Genomic DNA, 18,212 nt, shown 5'->3' with positions numbered 1-18,212 from the left:
AGTATGACCATGATCCGCGCCACCGACGTCAAGGGCCAGCACCCGTTCAAGGAAGCCGCAGCCGACACCGTCGTGCTCGATTTCGACGATCGGCATCGCCGCCGCATGGCGATGACCGGCACCCGCGGGCTCGAGTTCCTGCTCGACCTCGAAACCGCCATCGCGCTGCGAGGTGGCGATGCGCTGGTGCTGGAAGACGGCCGGCTGGTCGAGGTGGTCGCTGCCCCCGAGCCGCTGATCGAGATTCGCGGCACCGAGCCCGCACATCTGGTTCGCATTGCCTGGCACCTCGGCAATCGCCATTTGCCGACGCAGATCACCGCCCGTGGCCTGCGCATCCGCCGCGACCATGTCATCGAGGACATGGTGAAGGGCCTCGGCGCCCGCATCATCGAAATCGAAGCGCCATTCGATCCCGAAGGCGGTGCCTATGCGGTGGTCGCGGAAATTCATGACCATTCCGGCCATGGTCACGCGCACCACGATCACGGCCACCATGGCCACGATCACGGCAAGCACGACCACGCGGGCCACGATCACGCCGCACACGCGCCCGCCGAGCATGTTCACGACGAACATTGCGGCCATGACCATGGGCATCACGGCCATTCCCATGCTGATGACCACAAGTAGCCCGGCAAAAATCCCCGCCGTGCTGTCGACCGACGACGGCGCGGCGCTGTACCGGCTGATGACCTGGCTGTCACCGGCGTTTCCGGTCGGCGCCTTCTCTTATTCCAGTGGTATCGAATGGGCGGTGGAAGCCGGCGACATTACCGATGCGACCAGCCTGCAGGACTGGTTGTCGGCGATGCTGACCGACGGCTCCGGCTTCTGCGACGGCGTGTTCCTGGCCCATGTGCATCGCGCGGTTTCGGGCGGCGATAACGTGGCGCTGCGCCACATCGCTGAACTCGCTGCGGCCTTCGTGCCCTCGAAGGAGCGCCAGCTCGAGACGACGTCGCAGGGCCGGGCCTTTATCGAGATCGCGCGCAGCGCATGGAGCCATCCGGGCCTGGAACGCCTGATCGACGCTTGCGATGGCGCCATCGTCTATCCGGTCGCGGTTGGCCTCGTCAGCGCCGCGCATCAGATTCCGCTGGCCGCCACCATGCACGCCTTCTTTCATGCGGTGACCTCGAACTGGATTTCCGCCGGCGCCCGCCTGGTGCCGCTCGGCCAGACCGACAGCCAGCGCGTGCTGGCGGCGCTCGAGCCCGTCGTGGTCGCGACCGGCGCCCGCGCGCTGACAGCTTCGCTCGACGACCTCGGCGGCGCCACCTTTCGCGCCGATCTGGCCAGCCTGCGCCATGAGACGCAGTATACGAGGCTGTTTCGGTCATGATGTCCGCGGTAGCCCGGATCAAGCGTAGCGAAATCCGGGGCCGTCCTATCCATTGAAATGCTTTTTCCCGGATTGCGCTACGCTCCATCCGGGCTACGATCAACGCATCAAACCGAAAGAGCCTCTGACATGTCCTCGTTTCACGGCCCATTGCGCGTCGGTATTGGCGGTCCTGTCGGCTCCGGCAAGACCGCGCTGATGGACCTGTTGTGCAAGACCATGCGCGAGCGTTACGACATCGCGGCCATCACCAACGACATCTACACCAAGTGGGATGCCGAATTCCTGGTGCGCTCGGGGTCGCTGACCGCCGACCGCATCGCCGGCGTCGAGACCGGCGGCTGCCCGCATACCGCGATCCGCGAGGACGCGTCGATGAATCTGGCGGCCGTCGCCGACATGCGCGCCAAATTTCCGGATCTCGACATGGTGCTGATCGAATCCGGCGGCGACAACCTTGCCGCCACCTTCTCGCCGGAGCTGGCCGACCTCACCATCTATGTGATCGACGTCGCGGCCGGCGACAAGATCCCGTCAAAGGGCGGGCCGGGCATCACCCGTTCCGACCTGCTGGTGATCAACAAAATCGATCTGGCGCCGCATGTCGGAGCGTCGCTGGAAAAAATGGATACCGACGCCAAACGGATGCGCGGCGCGCGCCCGTTCGTGATGACCAACATGAAGACCCAGGATGGCCTGGATCGCATCATTGCCTTTATCGAAGCGAAGGGCGGGCTGAAGGCCAGGGCCGCGTGAATGGTGCCGACTGCAGGTAATTGCTTGCCATCGTCCGCAGATGTTCGGGACGGTCACTTCGTCAAGCCTGTCTGGGAACCCACATTAAATTCCGATCGATCTGGAACAAAGACATTTCGGCGTGATTGGGCTAACCCTAGCCGCGAATTGGCCGTTGCCAATGAGGCGCGGCGACGATTCCTTCATGACCACGGGCAGCCCGGCGTGCAGTTCATCAGCTATTTGTTTGGGATCGCCGCTCTGCCCGCGAACGGTGCATCTCATTCCGCCTGCTATATTCGGCCATGCCCGTGATCCGGCTGGGTTTCATCATCGGCTTCATGGCACTGGTCGGCGTGTTCCTGTCCGGCCTGTCGGCCTATCGTGTGCACAATCAGGAGCTGGCGATCGACGGCATTGCCTTGGCGCGTGCGGTCGATATCCACGCCAGCCTGGTGCAGGAGCGGCTGACCGAGCGGGAATTACTGGCGCGCGTGGCGTCCGGGCTGTTCCGTGCGCCCTCGGTCATGAAGGCCAATATGCTGCAGCCACTGCGGTCTTCGATCTATGCGTTCAAGACCGATTTCGTGCTCGCCAGCTGGATCGCCCGGCTGCAACCTGGCGAATTGCCAGCCGCCCGCGCTGAACTGGCGGCGGCCGGATTCCGCAATCCCACGACCCGCAATTTTGACGATAGGCCAATGGACCCGCAGGTGCTCGACGGGCCCGTCGATGTGCTGATGGATGTCGAGCCGCGCAATTCGGTCACCGAGGGTCTGACCGGTCGCGTCCTGAACGACAGCCCGACCCTGGGGCCGATGCTGGCGCGCGCGATGGCCGAAGCCCGGCCGGTGGCGTCCGATCCGGTGTCGCTGCTGGGGCCGAGCGGGCGGATCGGCATGGTGCTGGCCGCCCCCGTGCTGCAGGACGGCAACACGACGCCGGCCGGCTTCGTGTCGTTTTCCTACGAACTGGGCCCCCTGATGCTTGAAAACGACGATCTGTCGCTGTTTTCGGTGGCGCTGAAGGACCCGCGCAAGGAGGACAGCGAGCTGGTCGCGGACGAGCGCGGGGTGGTCACCGCGCGACCGCTGGTCGCCAACAAGCCACTGAGCATCCTGCGCAGCGTCAGCTTTGGCAGCCGCGACTGGTCGCTGGGCTACTACCCCAAGACGGACATCACGACGCGCGCGCAACGGTTGGCGCTGATCGTCGGAGCCATCGGGCTGGCGCTGACGGCGATCATCTGCGGCCTGTTTGGCTATGTCGCCTACAATAACCTTCGTCTCAGCCAGGAAGTGCAGCGGCGCATCGGCTTCGAGCGACGCCTCACCGCCGTGATCGACGAACTCAACCACCGGGTAAAGAATATTCTGGCGGTGATCCAGTCGATCGTGACGCGCACCCTGCGCCATGGCTCCGACCTCGATGTGGCGCGTGACCTGCTGATCGGCCGCATTCACGCGATGAGCAACGTGGTGTCATTACTGTCGGAGAGCCAGTGGCGGGGCGTCAATCTCAAGGGCCTGTTCGAGCCGCGCGCTATTCCGCGGGCGGACCGTATCGCCGTCACCGGCCCGGACATCACCGTCAGCGCCCGCGCCGCGCAGAGCTTGTCGCTTTTGTTCTACGAACTGGCCTCGCATTCCGATGAGGGGCACTCGCTGGTCGGCAAGCACCCGCACATCATTGCGCATTGGGAAATCAGCGGCGAGGGCCACGAGGCAACGTTCAACTTCCGCTGGGAAGAATTCAACACCTCCGAGGCGACGCGCCGGCCGGACAGCGATTTCGGCGTGGTGCTGCTCGACCGCGTGGCGCCGGAAGCCCTGGGCGGTACGGCGAAGCGGTACTTTACCGACGTGTCCTACGTCTATGAGCTGACCGCGCCGATGGACACCGTGATCGACATGACCGAGCGCGATCGCACCGGCGCGCTCGCCAAGCCGGTCAAGTAGCGCTTTTTCCTGACGCGAATCCCTTTATGGGAACCCGTGAGCACAGCTATTTCCCCGTCATTGCGAGGAGCACTTGCGACGAAGCAATCCAGCTCTTGTCGCGCTCGCGGCTTCTGGATTGCCGCGTCGCTTCGCTCCTCGCAATGACGTGGATAGGTCTGTGCTTCTTATCAGCGCCCGACAAAAAAAGCGGCCACCGAAGTGGCCGCTTTCCGTATTTGCGTAAGCTCTTGTCTAGCCGCCGCTGCCACCGATGACGGCGCGGATCGTGTTGTCCGGACCGAAATCATCGGTGCCGTCGACATAGAGCAGGGCGCTCAGCTTCGAGCGTGCGCGGTTGACGCGGCTCTTGATGGTGCCAACGGCGCAGCCGCAGATGGTGGCGGCGTCTTCATAGGAGAAGCCCGAGGCGCCAACCAGGATAAGCGCTTCGCGCTGGTCCTGCGGCAGCTTTTCCAGCGCCGCCCTGAACTCCTCGAACTCCAGATGGGCATTCTGAGCCGGCTGGGTCTTGAGCGTCTTGGCGTAGCTGCCATCGGCATCCTCGACCTCGCGCCGCCGTTTGCGGTAATCCGAGCGGAACAGGTTGCGCAGGATCGTGAACAGCCATGCCGGCAGGTTGGAGCCGACCTGGAACGAGTCGATGTTGGCCAGCGCGCGCAGCAGCGTTTCCTGGACCAGATCGTCAGCACGGTCGCCATTGCCGGAGAGCGAGATCGCGAAGGCGCGCAGGCTCGGCACCGAGGCCAGAATATCGTCGCGGAGAGAATCGGTGAGAGGCATTATTCGCCTCCATCGGTTTTAGTCGCCACGGCGGCCTTGGCGCCAGGTTCGTCCAATTTGCGGATCAACTCCGCGAACCGGTCCGGGACACCTTGACGCACCACGTCGTCATACATCGCGCGCAGCTGGTGCCCTATCCGGGACTGGATCTCGGAGTTGAGCCCACCCTGCTTTGGCTTCACATCTTTCATGACCCGTTCCACATTCCCCAAAGGTAAGCCCTTGGATTTCGAGAGTTTTTCTTGATTTTGAAGCTTTGGCGGCTTCTGTTACGGTGCTAATTCAAAGCCTCGCTGAAAGTTCCGAGCCCGTGGAACTTTCATGACGCTGGGGCGTAAACACGCATATCAGGGGAGCCGGGGGTGTCATTCCCGCACCTTGATGTTTGACTCAGAAAGATGGAGTGGGGATGTCCCGATCACAGCTCGTAGCTGAACATTTACCGCTGTTGCGGCGCTATGCCCGTGCCTTGACCGGCAATCAGGCATCCGGCGACGCCTATGTCGGCGCCATGCTGGAAGCGTTGCTGCAGGACCAGTCGCTGCTCGACGAGCAGCATGGACCGCGCGCCGGACTTTTCCGTCTGTTCACGCAGATCTGGAATTCCGTCGCCTTGAACGACGATCCCGAGGTGACGCCGTTTTCGTCGGCGTCCGAGCGTCGGCTGTCCAACATTACCGCGTTGCCGCGTCAGGCGTTCCTGCTGCTGTCGCTCGAAGGTTTCTCGGAAGAGGAAGTGGCTTTCATCCTCGACACCGACGTGGCCGAGACCCGCGTGCTGGCCGATACCGCCGGCCGCGAAATGGCTGCCGAGATCGCGACCGACGTGCTGATCATCGAAGATGAGACCTTCATTGCGATGGACCTCGAGAGCCTGGTGAAGAACCTCGGCCACAATGTCATCGGCGTGGCGCGCACCCATGCGGATGCGATCGCTCTGGCCAAGAACAAGAAGCCCGGCCTGATCCTCGCCGACATCCAGCTTGCCGACGGCAGCTCGGGTCTCGATGCGGTCAACGAATTGCTTCGGCTGTTCGAGGTACCGGTGGTGTTCATCACCGCCTATCCGGAGCGCTTCCTGACCGGCGAACGGCCGGAGCCGGCGTTCCTGATCTCCAAGCCGTTCCAGCCTGCGATGGTGTCAGCCGTCGCCAGCCAGGCGCTGTTCTTCCAGCGCAATTCGCGCAACAAGACACCGAAGGCTGCGGCTTCCTGAAGGCGCCGATCTGCGCGCTAGTCGAAGGGCGGTTGCTTGGCAGCCGCCCTTTTTCGTTTGGCATCGTTCGCTGAATGCTCGCTGGCGTTGGATTAACGACCCGTACGGGGCACTGGGGACCGATCGCTCACCGTTGAATTCGTACACACGGTTAAGTGATCCCGGGTGTAGAACCCGTTCCGAACCTGCCGCGTTGATCTGCCGACCACCACTTGATGGTCCCAGCAGCGCGAGGCGGCACATGTCTCACATCACCCGCGGAATTTTAGGCGGTACGGCCGTAGCCCTGTTGCTGGGAGCGATCCAGCTGGCATCCGGCAGCGATATGCGCGCCACGGCGGCGGTACCTGTCACAGCCATCGAAGCCAGCCAGATCAATGCGGAAGCCGTCAATCGCGGTGGAAAGTCGGACCGGGCACAGATCGCCACGATCCAGGACGGCAGCCGGACGGTGGCATTTCAGCTCCATGGCCTCCGCGACACCTCGCTGTTGGTGCGGATCTCTTCTCCGCCGGCGAAGGTTGAAAAACCCGTCGCGGCATCAGACGTCGTCAATGCGACGACATTCAAGGCGTCATCGAAGCGGTCTGCAGTGGCCTGCGAGCCGCCGGTGAGCGTGCTCACGGAAGTCGCCAGACTCCTCGAGCCGGGACGTTGCGTCACCTGATTGGTGTTACGCCTCGTCGCCTTCGCTCTCGCCCTCGGTCTCGTCGTCTGCCGGCTCTGCCTTTCGGCTCATGTAATATCCGTAAGCCACCCCCGCCACAGCCAATAGCGGGATCAGCCGGGTCAGCCCGATGGCCCGCACGATCGGCAGGGCGGTTGCCAACAGCATGGGATCGATCATCGGCGCGGAGGCGGCAGCTTCCCGGGCGCGCTGGGCTGCCGCCAGAGCGCGGGCCCTGGCTTGGCGCTTCTTCGTCATGTAGATGGCGGCGATCACGAGAGCGATGACCAGGAACAGGCCGGCAAGCGTCAAGCAGGCCTCGATCGCTCCATAGCGATGCAGAATGGCGATGAATATCGCGGCGCACACAAACGATAGCGTGACGAACAGTGCCAGGCCCGCCAGGGCGGCCAGCGACGTCATTCGCAGCGATGCGCCGGTGGAATTCTTCAAATCGTCGATCAGCCGCTGCAACATGGAATCCCCCTTGAAACCGATACCTCAAACGAACTGACGACGCCTTGCGGCGCCGTCAGGGCAGTCTGTCATATACGCAAATGGCGCGCCGGTGTCTCACGCCTTAGCGGCGCCAGGCGGCGCCGATCAGGATGCCAACGCCGAGCGCCAGTCCAACGGCCGCCAGCGGTCGCTGGTGGATAGCGTCTTCCACCGTCTCTTCCATCGAATAGGCCGCATCATAGGCGGCGTCATAGGCCTGACTGCCGCGCTCCTGCGCGTCCGACCACATCGAATCGGCATTGGAGCGTGCCTGCTTGAGGCCGCGACGGGCCTGTTTGCTGGCATCGCCGGCAAAGCTGTTGAGCACGTCGGTGATCTGGTCGGTGAGGGCGGAGATGTCATTTTTCACGGCTGATAAATCCTTTTCGAGGCGTGCATAGGTGGCTCTGTCTGTCAGGGTCTTCAATTTCTCTGCGCCGTCGATACGCATTGTCCGTCCCCTCGAGTTGATACTAATGCTGAAACGCCGGGTCGGGCCGGAAGTTCCATTCGTGAACCGGTCAATCCGGCGGCAACTGCGTCTTGTCGGTCGGCATCAAATGCTCCTTCAGGATCAGCCCGACGATCAGGATCGGCGACGCGAGGAAGCCGCCCATCGGCCCCCAGAGCCAGGTCCAGAAGGCTAGTGCAAGAAACACTGCCAGCGCATTGAGCTGCAGCCGCCGCCCGATGATAGCCGGCGTGATGAAGTGGCCCTCGATGAAGGTCAGTCCGACGAAAAGCGCGGCGGCGAGAAGGCCGGCGCCGAGCGTGGCGGAGGTGATGATGCCGACCGCCACCAGGATGACGAACATCGCGACCGGCCCGATGATCGGAAAGAAGTTCAGCGTCGCGGCGAGCGCGCCGAGGCCGGCGGGATTGGGCATTCCGGTGAGCGCGCAAATCAGGCCGGTGGCGATGCCGACGCCAAAATTGATCATCGTAACCGTGATCAGGTAGCCTCCCAGGCTGGTCTCGATGGCGTTGAGAATCCGAAGCGTGCGCAATCGCCATTCGTGATCGGCGAAGTTCATGATCATCGCGCGGCGCAGGTCCTTCCAACTGGCGATGAACAGCACCAGGATGGCGAAGAACAGGAGGAATTCGGTGAAGGTCGGCGACAGGAATTCCAGCGTCGGCTGCACCCAGTCGATCTTCGGCATTTCGAACCTGGTCGTCGCCAGCGTCTCGGAGCCGCCGAACAGCACCTGTATCTGGTGCCACAGCGCCAGCGGCCGGTCGAACACGTGCAGCTTGTCCTTGAGCAGCGTTCCCAGCTCGGGCAGCCGCGTGGTCCACTCCATCAGCGGCGCCGAGATCAGCCCGACGATGAAAGCGAGCCCTCCGGTAACGCCGATGACGATCAGCACCGCCGAGACCGCACGCGGGATGCCGCGCTTTTCCAGGAAGGTGGCGGCGGGAGACAGCATGGTGCCGACGATGAACGCGGTGACGATAGGAAGGAAAAACGCCTTGGCGACATAGAGCACTGCCACGACGGTGATAATCAGCATTGACACCAAGGCGAAGGCAACCACCTCGGCGCGGCGGATGACAGGTGGCTGATAGGCATTGCTGTCCGGAATAGGCGTGCCCGGGTGAGAGGACTCCGTCTTCTGCGCCGCGCTCATGGACGGTCTTTTAGAGCTATCGCTTTTCTTATCGGGCAACGTTCGAACTTTGCTCATCGGCGCGTTGCTCCGTTGCAGAGCAGAGCCCTCACTAGGGGATTGTTTGCCTGAGGCCCCATAACCGGCAATTCGATCGAAGGTTCCATCGCGAAATAGTGAGCATTGGCGAGGTTGACAGCGCGCGAAGCGCGTCCTTCGCGCGGAACTGTTCGGCACTGGCGTGGTTGTTTGAACAGTCATCATCATGACGCATCAACGGGGCCAATCATGTCGCAGGCATCTTCTCGAAATCAAAAGTTGTCGCTGCGGTCGGCCCCTGCGCTGGCTTTCGCAGCCGCGCTGGTTCTGGCGCCGACGCTGTGGTCGACCGGCGCATCCGCGCAGGTCATGAGCTACGCTTCGGCCCCGTCGAACGGCTTTCCGGAGCACGATGTGATGGATGCTCCGGAAGCAGGCGAGGATAGCTCGGCGACACCGGAACGTTTCCGCCGGACCGAAGTGTCTTTCAACAGCCGCGAAGCGCCGGGCACAATCGTGATCGATACCGCCAACACCTATCTTTACTACGTGCTCGGCAATGGTCGGGCGATGCGCTACGGCGTCGGCGTCGGACGCGAAGGCTTCACCTGGGCCGGCACACAGACCGTCAGCCGCAAGGCGGAATGGCCGGACTGGCATCCGCCAGCCGAGATGATTGCACGCCAGCCCTATCTTCCGCGTTTCATGGCAGGCGGCCCCGGCAACCCGCTTGGCGCACGTGCCATGTATCTCGGCTCGAGCATCTATCGCATTCACGGCACCAACGATGCATCGACGATCGGCAAGTTCGTATCGTCGGGCTGCATTCGTTTGACCAACGAAGACGTCGCGGACCTTTTCAGTCGCGTCGCGGTTGGCACCAGGGTGGTGGTGCTGCCGAAGTCGGGTCCAGCGCCGCGCTTCGAAGCGGTTCGTGATGTGCCGCGCGCGGCCAACTCGCCGCGTTCGGCCGACGGACGACAGGCCATGAACCTGTCGGCACCGTCGGTCTACTGAAGCTACGTACTCTCGGGGAGGTTCCATGCGCCGTTTTCCTGCACGAATGGCGTTGATCGCCTCTGCCGTTGCCTTTGCCATGCCATCGGCGACGCCGGTCCAGGCTCAGGATTTCTTCTCTGCCCTGTTTGGCGGAATTGTCGATGACCGACCGCCGCCTGCGCTGTCGCGGCCGTCCGGCAGTGAAGGGGGATATGGTGAGCGACGCGAGTCGCGCTCATCCTCGGGCGGGCGACAGGCGTTTTGCGTCCGTAGCTGCGACGGGCGCTATTTTCCGATATCAGCCACGGATAGCGCGTCGCGCGCGGCGTCGTGCACCAATTTCTGTCCGGCCAGTGAAACCACCGTCGTGTATGGAAGCGCCATCGATCAGGCCGCGACCGAGACGGGAAAACCGTATACGGCGCTTCCGAACGCGTTCAAGTATCGTACCGAGCTGGTGGCCGGTTGCACCTGCAACGGCAAAGATCAACTGGGACTGGCGCCCGTGAAGGTCGAGGATGATCCAACGCTGCGCAAGGGTGATATCGTTGCCGGCGCCGGCGGCCTGATGGTCACCAACCGCCCGGATAAACGAGGTGCATCGCTCAACATGTCACCGGCCCCGGAAGCGATCCGCGCCAAATTCGAGCGCCCAGTTCAGGAATAATCGGTTCCCTGCATGGAACTCGCGGTTTGCCTTGGTGTTGTCATGCATCGCACAACGCCACTGATGGCCGTGCTCATCTGAACCAAGCTGGGGAATTTCACTATGCTCGTCGGCGTCCTGATTACGTTTCTCGTCGTTATCCTGATCCTGTATCTGATCAACCTGTTGCCGATCGACGGTCGCGCCAAGCAGATCTGCCGCGTCGTGGTGATCATTCTCGGCGTGATCTCGCTGTTGAAATATATCGCGGTATTCTAGCCGCGCTGATCCCAGGTATGGCGATTACAACGAAAAGCCCCGGCAACTTGCCGGGGCTTTTTTGTTGGATCAGGCCAGCGCCTTCGCCTCGCGGCGCCGCGCGGTCAGGATGAACTCGGTGTAGCCGTTCGGCTGTTCGCGGCCCTTGAAGATCAGGTCGCAGGCGGCCTTGAAGGCGACGCCGTCGAAGCCCGGCGCCATCGGCTGATAGATCGCATCGCCGTCGTTCTGCTTGTCGACCACCATCGCCATCCGCTTCAGCGATTCCATCACCTGCTCGCGGGTTATGACACCCTGATGCAGCCAGTTCGCCAGATGCTGCGCCGAGATGCGCAAAGTGGCGCGGTCTTCCATCAGGCCGACGCCGTGGATGTCCGGCACCTTGGAGCAGCCGACGCCCTGGTCGATCCAGCGCACGACGTAGCCGAGAATGCCCTGGCAATTGTTGTCGATCTCCTGCTTGACGTCGTCCGGCGCCCAGTTCGACTGCGATACCGGGATTGTCAGGATCTCCGAGAGCTTGGCGCGCGGGCCGCCCTCGGCCAGTTCCTTCTGGCGCGCGGCGACATCGACCTGGTGATAATGCAGCGCGTGCAGCGTTGCCGCGGTCGGCGAGGGCACCCAAGCCGTGGTGGCGCCGGCGTTCACATGGGCGATCTTCTGCACCAACATGTCGGCCATCTTGTCGGGTGCGGCCCACATCCCCTTGCCGATCTGGGCATGGCCGGGCAACCCGTCGATCAGGCCGACGTCGACGTTCCATTCCTCATAGGCCTTGATCCACGGCGTCGCCTTCATGTCGTTCTTGCGGATCATCGGGCCGGCTTCCATCGACGTATGGATCTCGTCGCCGGTGCGGTCCAGGAATCCCGTGTTGATGAACATGATGCGCTCGGAGGCATTCTGGATGCAGGCCTTGAGGTTCACCGTGGTGCGGCGTTCCTCGTCCATGATGCCGACCTTCATGGTGTTTTCCGGCAGCTTCAGCATCTGTTCGACGCGGGCAAAGGTCTCGCAGGTCAAAGCGACTTCATCCGGGCCGTGCATCTTCGGTTTCACGATATAGACCGAGCCGGTGCGGCTGTTGCGCAGGCCGGTGGACTTCAGGTCGTGCATCGCCAGCAGGCCAGCGACCGCAGCATCCATCAGGCCTTCCGGGATTTCTTCGCCGGCCGAATCCAGCACGGCGTCGGTGAACATGTGGTGGCCGACGGCGCGCATCAGCAGCAGGCTGCGGCCGTGCAGGGTGATCTTGTCGCCGGCGACCGTCTTGTAGGTGCGGTCGGGGTTGAGCGCGCGGGTCAGCGTCTTGCCGCCCTTCTCGAAGTCGGCCGACAGCGTGCCGTTCATCAGGCCGAGCGTGTTGCGATAGACCAGCACCTTGTCGTCGGCGTCCACCGTGGCGACGCTGTCTTCCATGTCGAGGATGGTGGAGACCGCGGATTCGATGATCATGTCGGCGACCCCCGCGGCATCGTCCTTGCCGATGGTGTGGGCACGGTCGATCACGACCTCGATATGCAGGCCGTTGTTGACCAGCAGGATCGAGTTCGGCGAGGCGAAATCGCCGAGATAGCCGGCAAGCTGTGTGCCGTCCTTCAGCGCGGTCATGTTGCCGCTGTTCAGCTTCACGGAAAGCTGGCCGGCAACGATGCTGTATTCGGTGACGTCGGTGTGGCTGCCGGTGGCGAGCGGCACGGCCTGGTCGAGGAAGGCCTTGGCCCTGGCGATGACGCGATCGCCACGCGCCTTGTTGTAACCCTTGCCGCCGTCGGTCGGCTCATGCGGGATCGCGTCGGTGCCGTACAATGCGTCGTAAAGCGAGCCCCAGCGCGCATTGGCCGCGTTCAGCGCATAGCGGGCATTGGTCAGCGGCACCACGAGCTGCGGGCCGCAGATCTGGCCGATCTCGATGTCGACATTGGCGGTCTCGACGGTCTTGGTCGCCGGCTCCGGCAGCAGGTAGCCGATTTCCTTGAGGAAGGCGGTATAGGCGGCCATATCGAAGGCGCCCTTGTTGGCGCGATGCCAGGCGTCGATCTTCTCCTGCAGCGTATCGCGGAATTTCAGGAGTTCGCGGTTCTTCGGCCCGAGATCGCGGATGATGCCGGCGAGGCCGGCCCAGAACGCGTCCGGCTCGATGCCGGTCTTGGGGGCGGCTTCCTTGGCAATGAAGTCGAACAGAACGGGGGCGATCTGCAATCCGTGGGCGTCGATACGTTTCATGATTGGGTTTCTCGCGAAAGCGGCAATTCTGCTCTATTTTCAGGGAAAGCGACGTCAGAGACGCCCGCAGGCGGTCTAGAGGGCCCTTTTAGCGCCAAACACCCGCGGCTGAGAAGGGGGGCCAGGGCGGCGCTCCTCTTCCTTCTCCCCTTGTGGGAGAAGGTGGCACGGCCAAAGGCCGTCACGGATGAGGGGTTACTGGGCTCGGAGTTTGTGGATACCCCTCACCCGGCCGCGCTAACGCGCGTCCACCCTCTCCCACAAGGGGAGAGGGAAGGAAGAAAGTCTAATGCCCGGGCGGCCGGGCCAGCGGCACGTCGGTCTCGCGACCGATCCGCTCCAGCACGACCTTAATGACGATGGTGACCAGCGCCACGGCGGTCAGCACGGTCGCTGCGGCAAAGGCGCCGGCGACGTTGTAGTCCTGATACAACAGCTCGATCTGCAGCGGCAGCGTGGTTGTCTGGCCGCGGATGTTGCCGGAGACCACCGAGACCGCGCCGAATTCGCCCATCACCCGCGCATTGCACAGGATCGCGCCGTACAACATCGCCCAGCGCACATTCGGCAGCGTGACCCGCCAGAACGTCGCAAAGCCGGAAGCGCCGAGCGTCACCGCGGCCTCTTCCTCGTCGGTGCCCTGCACCTGCATCAAGGGGATCAGTTCGCGCGCCACGAAGGGCGCGGTGACGAACATCGAGGCCAGCACGATCGCCGGCAGTGCGAACATTACCTTCAGCCCGAAATAATCCAGCACCGGTCCGAACAGGCCCTGTGAGCCATAGACGAACAGGTAGGCCACGCCGGCCACGATCGGCGAGATCGAGTAGGGCAGTTCGATCAGCGCGATCAGCAGCGTGCGGCCGGGAAACACAAATTTTGTCACGGTCCACGCGGCGGCAAGGCCGAACAGGATGTTCATCGGCACGGCGATCAGCGCGGTGATCACCGTCAGCCAGATCGCGTGCTGGGTGCCGGGATCGGACAGGCTGCGGACGAACACGCCGACGCCCTGCGACAGCGCCGAGGAGACGATCAGTGCCAGCGGCGCCACCAGGAACAGCAGCGTCACGACGGTGACGATGCCGAGCACGACGCGGCGCGCCACCGGGCCGGCGCCGACCGGCGTCACCCTCCATTCGGTATGGGCGCGTTCCGAGACCGGCTTTTCCATCATGCGTCTCCCCGGCCGAGATAGCGCAGGTGCCAGGCCTGCACCGCATTGGTGATGATCAGCATGGTGAAGGCCATCAGCAGCATCACCACCGCGATGGCGGCGGCAGCCTCGTAATTGTATTCCTCCAGCCGGATGAAGGTGAGCAGCGCCACGATCTCGGTTTTCATCGGCTGGTTGCCGGCGATGAAGATCACCGCGCCGAATTCGCCGAGGCTGCGCGCAAACGACAGCGAGCAGCCGGCGAGAAACGCCGGGAAGATCGCCGGGAAAATCACCCGCCACAGGATCTGGAAGTCGTTGGCGCCGAGCGAGCGGCCGGCTTCCTCGACGTCGGAGCCGAGATCCTCGATCACCGGCTGTACCGTCCGCACCACGAAGGGAATGCTGGTGAAGGCCATCGCGATCGCGATGCCGAGCGGCGTATAGGCAACCTGCAGGCCCAGCGCATCGAGCGGCGCGCCGAACCAGCCGTTCTTCGAGAACAGCGCGGTCAGCGCCAGGCCAGCTACCGCCGTCGGCAGCGCGAACGGCACATCGACCAGCGCGTCGAGCAGCCGTTTGCCGGGAAATTCATAGCGCGCCAGCACCCAGGCCAGCAGCAGGCCGTAGACCGCATTGAACGCGGTGGCCGCCAGCGCCATCGTTACCGTGACCCGCAGCGCCGACAATGTGCGCGGTGAAGACATGATGCCCCAGAATTGCGCCAGCCCGACATCGGACGCCTTCAGGATCAGCGCGCACAGCGGCAGCAGCACGATCGCGCCGAGATAGAGGAAGGTGATGCCGAGCGCGAGCCCGAACCCTGGAATGACGCTACGTCGCAATGTGGGGAGGCCCTGTGGGTGAGAGGCGATGCAGCGTTTTCTTAACAGCAGTCGCAGGGTGGGCAAAGGCGCGCTGCGCCGTGCCCACCTCTGTTGTCATGATCGCGTAGGGTGGGCACGCTTCGCTTTGCCCACCCTACGCGATCATCGCTGGCGGTCACTTTCCGCCGAACAACAGATCCAGCTTCGCGCCGGCATTGAGATGCTCGGCATTGAGCTTGTCCCAGCCGCCGAATTCCTCTTCGACGCGGTACAGCTTGACGTCCGGGAACTTGTCCTTGTTCTTCGCCATCACGGCCTGATCGGCGACGCGGTTATAGCCCTTCAGCTCGATCGCCTGGCCTTCCGGCGAATACAGGAATTCGAGATAGGCGGTGGCGAGCGCGCGGGTGCCATGCTTGTCGGCATATTTGTCGACCACGGTGACCGGGAACTCCGCCAGCAGGCTGGTCGGCGGCACCACGACCTCAAACTTGTCCTTGCCTCCGGCATCTTTTCCAGAGAGATCGCGGATCGAGGAGGTTTCGGCCTCGAAGGTGATCAGCACGTCGCCGGTGCCGCGCTCAACGAAAGTGGTGGTCGCAGCCCGGCCGCCGGTGTCGAACACCGGCACGTTGGCGAACAGCTGCTTGATGAAGGCGTCGGCCTTGGCCTCGTCGTTAAACGTATGCTTGGCATAGGCATAGGCGGCCAGATAGGTGTAGCGCGCATTGCCGGAAGTCTTCGGGTTCGGGAAGATCACCTGCACGCCGGGCTTCACCAGATCGCCCCAGTCCTTGATGCCCTTGGGATTGCCCGCGCGCACCAGAAACGCCGGCAACGAGTAGTAGGGCGAGGAATTGTTCGGTAGCCGGGTCGCCCAGTCCTTCGGGATCAGCTTGCCCTTGTCGTACAGCACCTGCACGTCCGTCACCTGGTTGAAGGTGACGACGTCGGCCTCGAGGCCTTCCAGGATCGAGCGCGCCTGCCGCGACGAGCCGTTGTGCGACTGGTTGACCGTGATGTCCTGGCCGGTCTTGGCCTTCCAATGCTTGATGAAGGCCGTGTTGATCTCGGCGTAGAGCTCGCGCGCAATGTCGTAGGAGACATTCAGCAACGTGGTCGGCGCCTGCGCCCGGGCGGGGGCAACCGAGGCGGCGACGATGCTGACCGTGGCGGCGAGGGCGATGGCAAAACGGTTCACGAGGGATCCCCTTGTTGACGGCTGGGTGGGACCATTTGTCCCGGCCCGGATTGACGCGGCAGTTGGCTGAATCGTTGCATCGCAAGAGGTCCGTTCGCGCAGTCGCCAAGCCCGGCGATTGCGCTCGAGAATAAAACACCTGCTGCGCTTGGCGATTGAAGGCAAAAATTCTATAGTGCGGACGCGCCGAAGTAGAAATATAATTCTCTTTGCGTGGCCTGATCGATGGATATATAGAAAATAATTCCAGTCAACCCCGGAATCGGGGCAGCGGAGCGTCGATGCGATTTCTTCCGGTATTCCTCGATATGCAGGCCGGGCCGATCCTGTTGGTGGGCGCGGGTGAACTCGTGCGCGCCAAGCTGCGGCTGCTGCTGGCCGCCGGCGCCCGGATCCGCTGGTACGCGATCGACGGCAACCGCGACACCGCCGGGCTCGACGGCGTCGACCGTATCGAATTCGCCGACGGCGATCCGCTCGACGCCGACCTGTCGGGCCTGGTTGCCATCCTGTGCGCCGGGGCGGGCGCCGTGGGGGAGGCGATGTCTGCCCGGGCCAAGGCGATCGGCCTGCCGGTCAATGTGATGGACGATCTGGCCAATTCCACCTTCATCTTCCCGGCGATCGTCGACCGCGGCGATGTGGTGGTGGCGATCGGCACCGGCGGCTCCTCGCCCGTGGTGGCGCGCCGGGTCCGCGAAAGCATCGAGGCGCTGCTGCCGGCCAGGATCGGCGATCTGGCCTCCTTCATCGGCCGCTGGCGCAAGCCGATGTCGGCGCATCTCGCGGACATGTCGCTGCGCCGACGGTTCTGGGAGCGCATCGTCGATGGACCGATCGGCGCACTGGTGCTGGCCGGCAAGTCGCAGGAGGCGGAAGCCGCGCTGCAGGGGATCAAGGACCCGGTCGGCTATGCCGGCACCACCGTCACCGCAGCGACGCAGGGCCATGTCACTTTGGTCGGCGCCGGGCCGGGCGATCCCGATCTCCTCACCATCAAGGCGCTGCGCGCGCTGCAGGATGCCGACGTGGTGTTCTACGACGAACTGGTCTCGGCCGAAATTCTCGACCGCATCCGCCGCGACGCCTCGCGCATTCCGGTCGGCCGCCGCGTCGGCAAGCCCGGCATCGGCCAGGACGCCGTCAATAAATTGCTGATCGAGGCCGGCCGCGCCGGCCAGCGCGCGGTTCGGCTGAAGGGCGGCGACTGTTTCATCTTCGGCCGCGGCGGCGAGGAGATCGTGGCGCTGCGCGAGGCGGGCGTTGCCTTCTCCGTGATCCCCGGCATCACCGCCGGGCTCGGCGGCGCCGCGCAGTACGAAGTGCCGCTGACTTTCCGCCACGAGGCGCTGCGTCTGACCTTCCTCACCGCGCACAAGGCGCGTGACGCGGAAACCGTCGACTGGGGCGCGCTGACCGACGAGAAGATGACGGTCGTGGTCTATATGGGCATGACCGCCGCGCCCTCGGTGCGCGCCGGGTTGCTCGCCGCCGGCCGCTCGCCGCAGACGCCGGTCGGTGTATTCGCGCGCGTGACGCGGCCGGAATCGCAGGCCGCCGTCGGCACGCTGGAAAATCTGGTGTCGCTGGTCGCGCAGATTGATTCCGGTCCGGCCATCCTGATCATCGGCGATGTCGTGGCACATTCCGCGCCGTGGCGCGCCTCCGACCTCCCGCAACAGATTTCCGAACTTCTGGTAGCTGCCGAATGACCTCTCCGCTGCAACAAAAGATCAAGATCACCGGACCTTCTGTCGTCACCGCCAACCGCGCCGCGGATGGCGTGGTGATCTGGCGCAACGCCGCTTGCGGCTGGAGCACCGACCTGTCCGATGCCGTCGTGGTGCGTACCGCCGATGAGGCGCGCGCGCTGCTCACCGAATCCGCCGCCGACGATGTCGGCGCCATCGGCCCCTACATCGCGCCGGTCGTGCTCGACGCCCACGGCGCCATTGGCCCCGGCAATCTGCGCGAACAGATACGCTCGGTAGGCGTCACCATCGACCTGCCGGTTCCGGCGTAAGGCT

20 protein-coding genes are annotated in these 18,212 nt (G+C 63.7%); 11 read left to right on the top strand and 9 right to left on the bottom strand.

All coding sequences use genetic code 11. The annotated features are described in order from the left end of the window. Positions 1 to 9 precede the first annotated feature (9 nt). From ureE to FNL56_RS23170, 4 genes are all read left to right on the top strand, one after another. Entirely contained in the window at positions 10 to 633 is a 624-nt protein-coding gene (gene ureE / locus FNL56_RS23185) for an urease accessory protein UreE (RefSeq protein WP_143582576.1), read from the top strand. Beyond that, positions 614 to 1,345, top strand: coding sequence for an urease accessory protein UreF (locus FNL56_RS23180; protein WP_143575198.1), 732 nt, complete (start codon positions 614 to 616; stop codon positions 1,343 to 1,345). The genes ureE and FNL56_RS23180 overlap by 20 nt, the downstream gene beginning before the upstream one ends. Positions 1,346 to 1,474: 129 nt before the next feature. Then, a complete protein-coding gene (gene ureG / locus FNL56_RS23175; protein WP_143575197.1) occupies positions 1,475 to 2,101 on the top strand; it encodes an urease accessory protein UreG in 627 nt (208 codons plus the stop codon). Between the two features lie 290 nt (positions 2,102 to 2,391). Continuing rightward, entirely contained in the window at positions 2,392 to 4,038 is a 1,647-nt protein-coding gene (locus FNL56_RS23170) for a CHASE domain-containing protein (protein ID WP_143582404.1), read from the top strand. A gap of 234 nt (positions 4,039 to 4,272) precedes the next feature. Here FNL56_RS23170 and FNL56_RS23165 read toward each other — a convergent pair whose 3' ends face one another. After that, positions 4,273 to 4,821 (bottom strand): sigma-70 family RNA polymerase sigma factor, encoded by a 549-nt coding sequence (locus tag FNL56_RS23165; RefSeq protein ID WP_143575195.1) that lies wholly within the window; start codon positions 4,819 to 4,821, stop codon positions 4,273 to 4,275. Beyond that, on the bottom strand, positions 4,821 to 5,012 hold the full coding sequence (locus FNL56_RS23160) for a NepR family anti-sigma factor (protein ID WP_168204695.1): 192 nt from the start codon (positions 5,010 to 5,012) through the stop codon (positions 4,821 to 4,823). The genes FNL56_RS23165 and FNL56_RS23160 overlap by 1 nt, the downstream gene beginning before the upstream one ends. A 218-nt stretch (positions 5,013 to 5,230) precedes the next feature. Between FNL56_RS23160 and FNL56_RS23155 the strand changes: the two genes are divergently transcribed. Beyond that, positions 5,231 to 6,037: a response regulator gene (locus tag FNL56_RS23155; protein WP_143575193.1), complete on the top strand. Its 807-nt coding sequence runs from the start codon at positions 5,231 to 5,233 to the stop codon at positions 6,035 to 6,037. A 241-nt stretch (positions 6,038 to 6,278) separates the two neighbouring features. Beyond that, positions 6,279 to 6,704, top strand: a complete 426-nt coding sequence (locus FNL56_RS23150; RefSeq protein ID WP_143575192.1) for a hypothetical protein — start codon at positions 6,279 to 6,281, stop codon at positions 6,702 to 6,704. 6 nt (positions 6,705 to 6,710) lie between these two features. On the opposite strand, the gene FNL56_RS23145 is transcribed toward FNL56_RS23150, so the two are convergent. From FNL56_RS23145 to FNL56_RS23135, 3 genes are all read right to left on the bottom strand, one after another. After that, the gene (locus FNL56_RS23145) at positions 6,711 to 7,181 is read right to left on the bottom strand and encodes a hypothetical protein (RefSeq protein ID WP_143575191.1); all 471 of its coding nucleotides are present in this window, start codon (positions 7,179 to 7,181) and stop codon (positions 6,711 to 6,713) included. Between the two features lie 103 nt (positions 7,182 to 7,284). Continuing rightward, complete coding sequence (locus FNL56_RS23140) at positions 7,285 to 7,653, bottom strand: DUF883 family protein (RefSeq protein ID WP_143575190.1); 369 nt, start codon at positions 7,651 to 7,653, stop codon at positions 7,285 to 7,287. Between the two features lie 70 nt (positions 7,654 to 7,723). Next, positions 7,724 to 8,833: an AI-2E family transporter gene (locus tag FNL56_RS23135; protein ID WP_143575189.1), complete on the bottom strand. Its 1,110-nt coding sequence runs from the start codon at positions 8,831 to 8,833 to the stop codon at positions 7,724 to 7,726. A gap of 267 nt (positions 8,834 to 9,100) precedes the next feature. Between FNL56_RS23135 and FNL56_RS23130 the strand changes: the two genes are divergently transcribed. The 3 genes from FNL56_RS23130 to FNL56_RS23120 all read left to right on the top strand — a co-directional run bounded on the left by FNL56_RS23130 (position 9,101) and on the right by FNL56_RS23120 (position 10,775). Continuing rightward, the gene (locus FNL56_RS23130) at positions 9,101 to 9,868 is read left to right on the top strand and encodes a L,D-transpeptidase (RefSeq protein WP_143582574.1); all 768 of its coding nucleotides are present in this window, start codon (positions 9,101 to 9,103) and stop codon (positions 9,866 to 9,868) included. Between the two features lie 25 nt (positions 9,869 to 9,893). Further along, positions 9,894 to 10,517 carry a DUF2865 domain-containing protein gene (locus FNL56_RS23125; protein ID WP_143575188.1) on the top strand — a complete coding sequence of 208 codons (624 nt, stop codon included), beginning with the start codon at positions 9,894 to 9,896 and terminating at the stop codon, positions 10,515 to 10,517. Between the two features lie 102 nt (positions 10,518 to 10,619). After that, complete coding sequence (locus FNL56_RS23120; RefSeq protein WP_086937086.1) at positions 10,620 to 10,775, top strand: Thivi_2564 family membrane protein; 156 nt, start codon at positions 10,620 to 10,622, stop codon at positions 10,773 to 10,775. A gap of 69 nt (positions 10,776 to 10,844) precedes the next feature. On the opposite strand, the gene FNL56_RS23115 is transcribed toward FNL56_RS23120, so the two are convergent. From FNL56_RS23115 to FNL56_RS23100, 4 genes are all read right to left on the bottom strand, one after another. After that, positions 10,845 to 13,001 (bottom strand): malate synthase G, encoded by a 2,157-nt coding sequence (locus tag FNL56_RS23115; protein WP_143575187.1) that lies wholly within the window; start codon positions 12,999 to 13,001, stop codon positions 10,845 to 10,847. Between the two features lie 286 nt (positions 13,002 to 13,287). Continuing rightward, positions 13,288 to 14,178 (bottom strand): sulfate ABC transporter permease subunit CysW, encoded by an 891-nt coding sequence (gene cysW, locus FNL56_RS23110; protein ID WP_441351248.1) that lies wholly within the window; start codon positions 14,176 to 14,178, stop codon positions 13,288 to 13,290. Beyond that, positions 14,175 to 15,002: a sulfate ABC transporter permease subunit CysT gene (cysT, locus tag FNL56_RS23105; RefSeq protein WP_143575186.1), complete on the bottom strand. Its 828-nt coding sequence runs from the start codon at positions 15,000 to 15,002 to the stop codon at positions 14,175 to 14,177. Before cysT ends, cysW begins: the two co-directional genes overlap by 4 nt. A 157-nt stretch (positions 15,003 to 15,159) precedes the next feature. Further along, complete coding sequence (locus tag FNL56_RS23100; protein ID WP_143575185.1) at positions 15,160 to 16,185, bottom strand: sulfate ABC transporter substrate-binding protein; 1,026 nt, start codon at positions 16,183 to 16,185, stop codon at positions 15,160 to 15,162. Positions 16,186 to 16,466: 281 nt separating this feature from the next. Here FNL56_RS23100 and cysG point away from each other — a divergent pair, with 281 nt between their 5' ends. After that, a complete protein-coding gene (gene cysG / locus FNL56_RS23095) occupies positions 16,467 to 17,897 on the top strand; it encodes a siroheme synthase CysG (protein WP_143575184.1) in 1,431 nt (476 codons plus the stop codon). Beyond that, positions 17,894 to 18,208 (top strand): DUF2849 domain-containing protein, encoded by a 315-nt coding sequence (locus FNL56_RS23090; protein WP_143575183.1) that lies wholly within the window; start codon positions 17,894 to 17,896, stop codon positions 18,206 to 18,208. The genes cysG and FNL56_RS23090 overlap by 4 nt, the downstream gene beginning before the upstream one ends. Positions 18,209 to 18,212: the final 4 nt, after the last annotated feature.

This window comes from Tardiphaga sp. vice304 (genome assembly GCF_007018905.1).
Taxonomy (GTDB): domain Bacteria; phylum Pseudomonadota; class Alphaproteobacteria; order Rhizobiales; family Xanthobacteraceae; genus Tardiphaga.
Note: the sequence above shows the minus strand (reverse complement) of the source record. Positions and strands in the feature narration are given on the sequence as shown.

What these genes read in the sequence shown, in the direction of transcription:
- ureE (WP_143582576.1), top strand. Translation starts at nt 10, where the DNA reads ATGATCCGCGCCACCGACGTCAAGGGCCAGCACCCGTTCAAGGAAGCC.
- FNL56_RS23180 (WP_143575198.1), top strand. Translation starts at nt 614, where the DNA reads ATGCTGATGACCACAAGTAGCCCGGCAAAAATCCCCGCCGTGCTGTCG.
- ureG (WP_143575197.1), top strand. Translation starts at nt 1,475, where the DNA reads ATGTCCTCGTTTCACGGCCCATTGCGCGTCGGTATTGGCGGTCCTGTC.
- FNL56_RS23165 (WP_143575195.1), bottom strand. Translation starts at nt 4,821, where the DNA reads ATGCCTCTCACCGATTCTCTCCGCGACGATATTCTGGCCTCGGTGCCG.
- FNL56_RS23160 (WP_168204695.1), bottom strand. Translation starts at nt 5,012, where the DNA reads ATGAAAGATGTGAAGCCAAAGCAGGGTGGGCTCAACTCCGAGATCCAG.
- FNL56_RS23155 (WP_143575193.1), top strand. Translation starts at nt 5,231, where the DNA reads ATGTCCCGATCACAGCTCGTAGCTGAACATTTACCGCTGTTGCGGCGC.
- FNL56_RS23150 (WP_143575192.1), top strand. Translation starts at nt 6,279, where the DNA reads ATGTCTCACATCACCCGCGGAATTTTAGGCGGTACGGCCGTAGCCCTG.
- FNL56_RS23145 (WP_143575191.1), bottom strand. Translation starts at nt 7,181, where the DNA reads ATGTTGCAGCGGCTGATCGACGATTTGAAGAATTCCACCGGCGCATCG.
- FNL56_RS23140 (WP_143575190.1), bottom strand. Translation starts at nt 7,653, where the DNA reads ATGCGTATCGACGGCGCAGAGAAATTGAAGACCCTGACAGACAGAGCC.
- FNL56_RS23135 (WP_143575189.1), bottom strand. Translation starts at nt 8,833, where the DNA reads ATGAGCGCGGCGCAGAAGACGGAGTCCTCTCACCCGGGCACGCCTATT.
- FNL56_RS23130 (WP_143582574.1), top strand. Translation starts at nt 9,101, where the DNA reads ATGTCGCAGGCATCTTCTCGAAATCAAAAGTTGTCGCTGCGGTCGGCC.
- FNL56_RS23125 (WP_143575188.1), top strand. Translation starts at nt 9,894, where the DNA reads ATGCGCCGTTTTCCTGCACGAATGGCGTTGATCGCCTCTGCCGTTGCC.
- FNL56_RS23120 (WP_086937086.1), top strand. Translation starts at nt 10,620, where the DNA reads ATGCTCGTCGGCGTCCTGATTACGTTTCTCGTCGTTATCCTGATCCTG.
- FNL56_RS23115 (WP_143575187.1), bottom strand. Translation starts at nt 13,001, where the DNA reads ATGAAACGTATCGACGCCCACGGATTGCAGATCGCCCCCGTTCTGTTC.
- cysW (WP_441351248.1), bottom strand. Translation starts at nt 14,178, where the DNA reads ATGATGGAAAAGCCGGTCTCGGAACGCGCCCATACCGAATGGAGGGTG.
- cysG (WP_143575184.1), top strand. Translation starts at nt 16,467, where the DNA reads ATGCGATTTCTTCCGGTATTCCTCGATATGCAGGCCGGGCCGATCCTG.
- FNL56_RS23090 (WP_143575183.1), top strand. Translation starts at nt 17,894, where the DNA reads ATGACCTCTCCGCTGCAACAAAAGATCAAGATCACCGGACCTTCTGTC.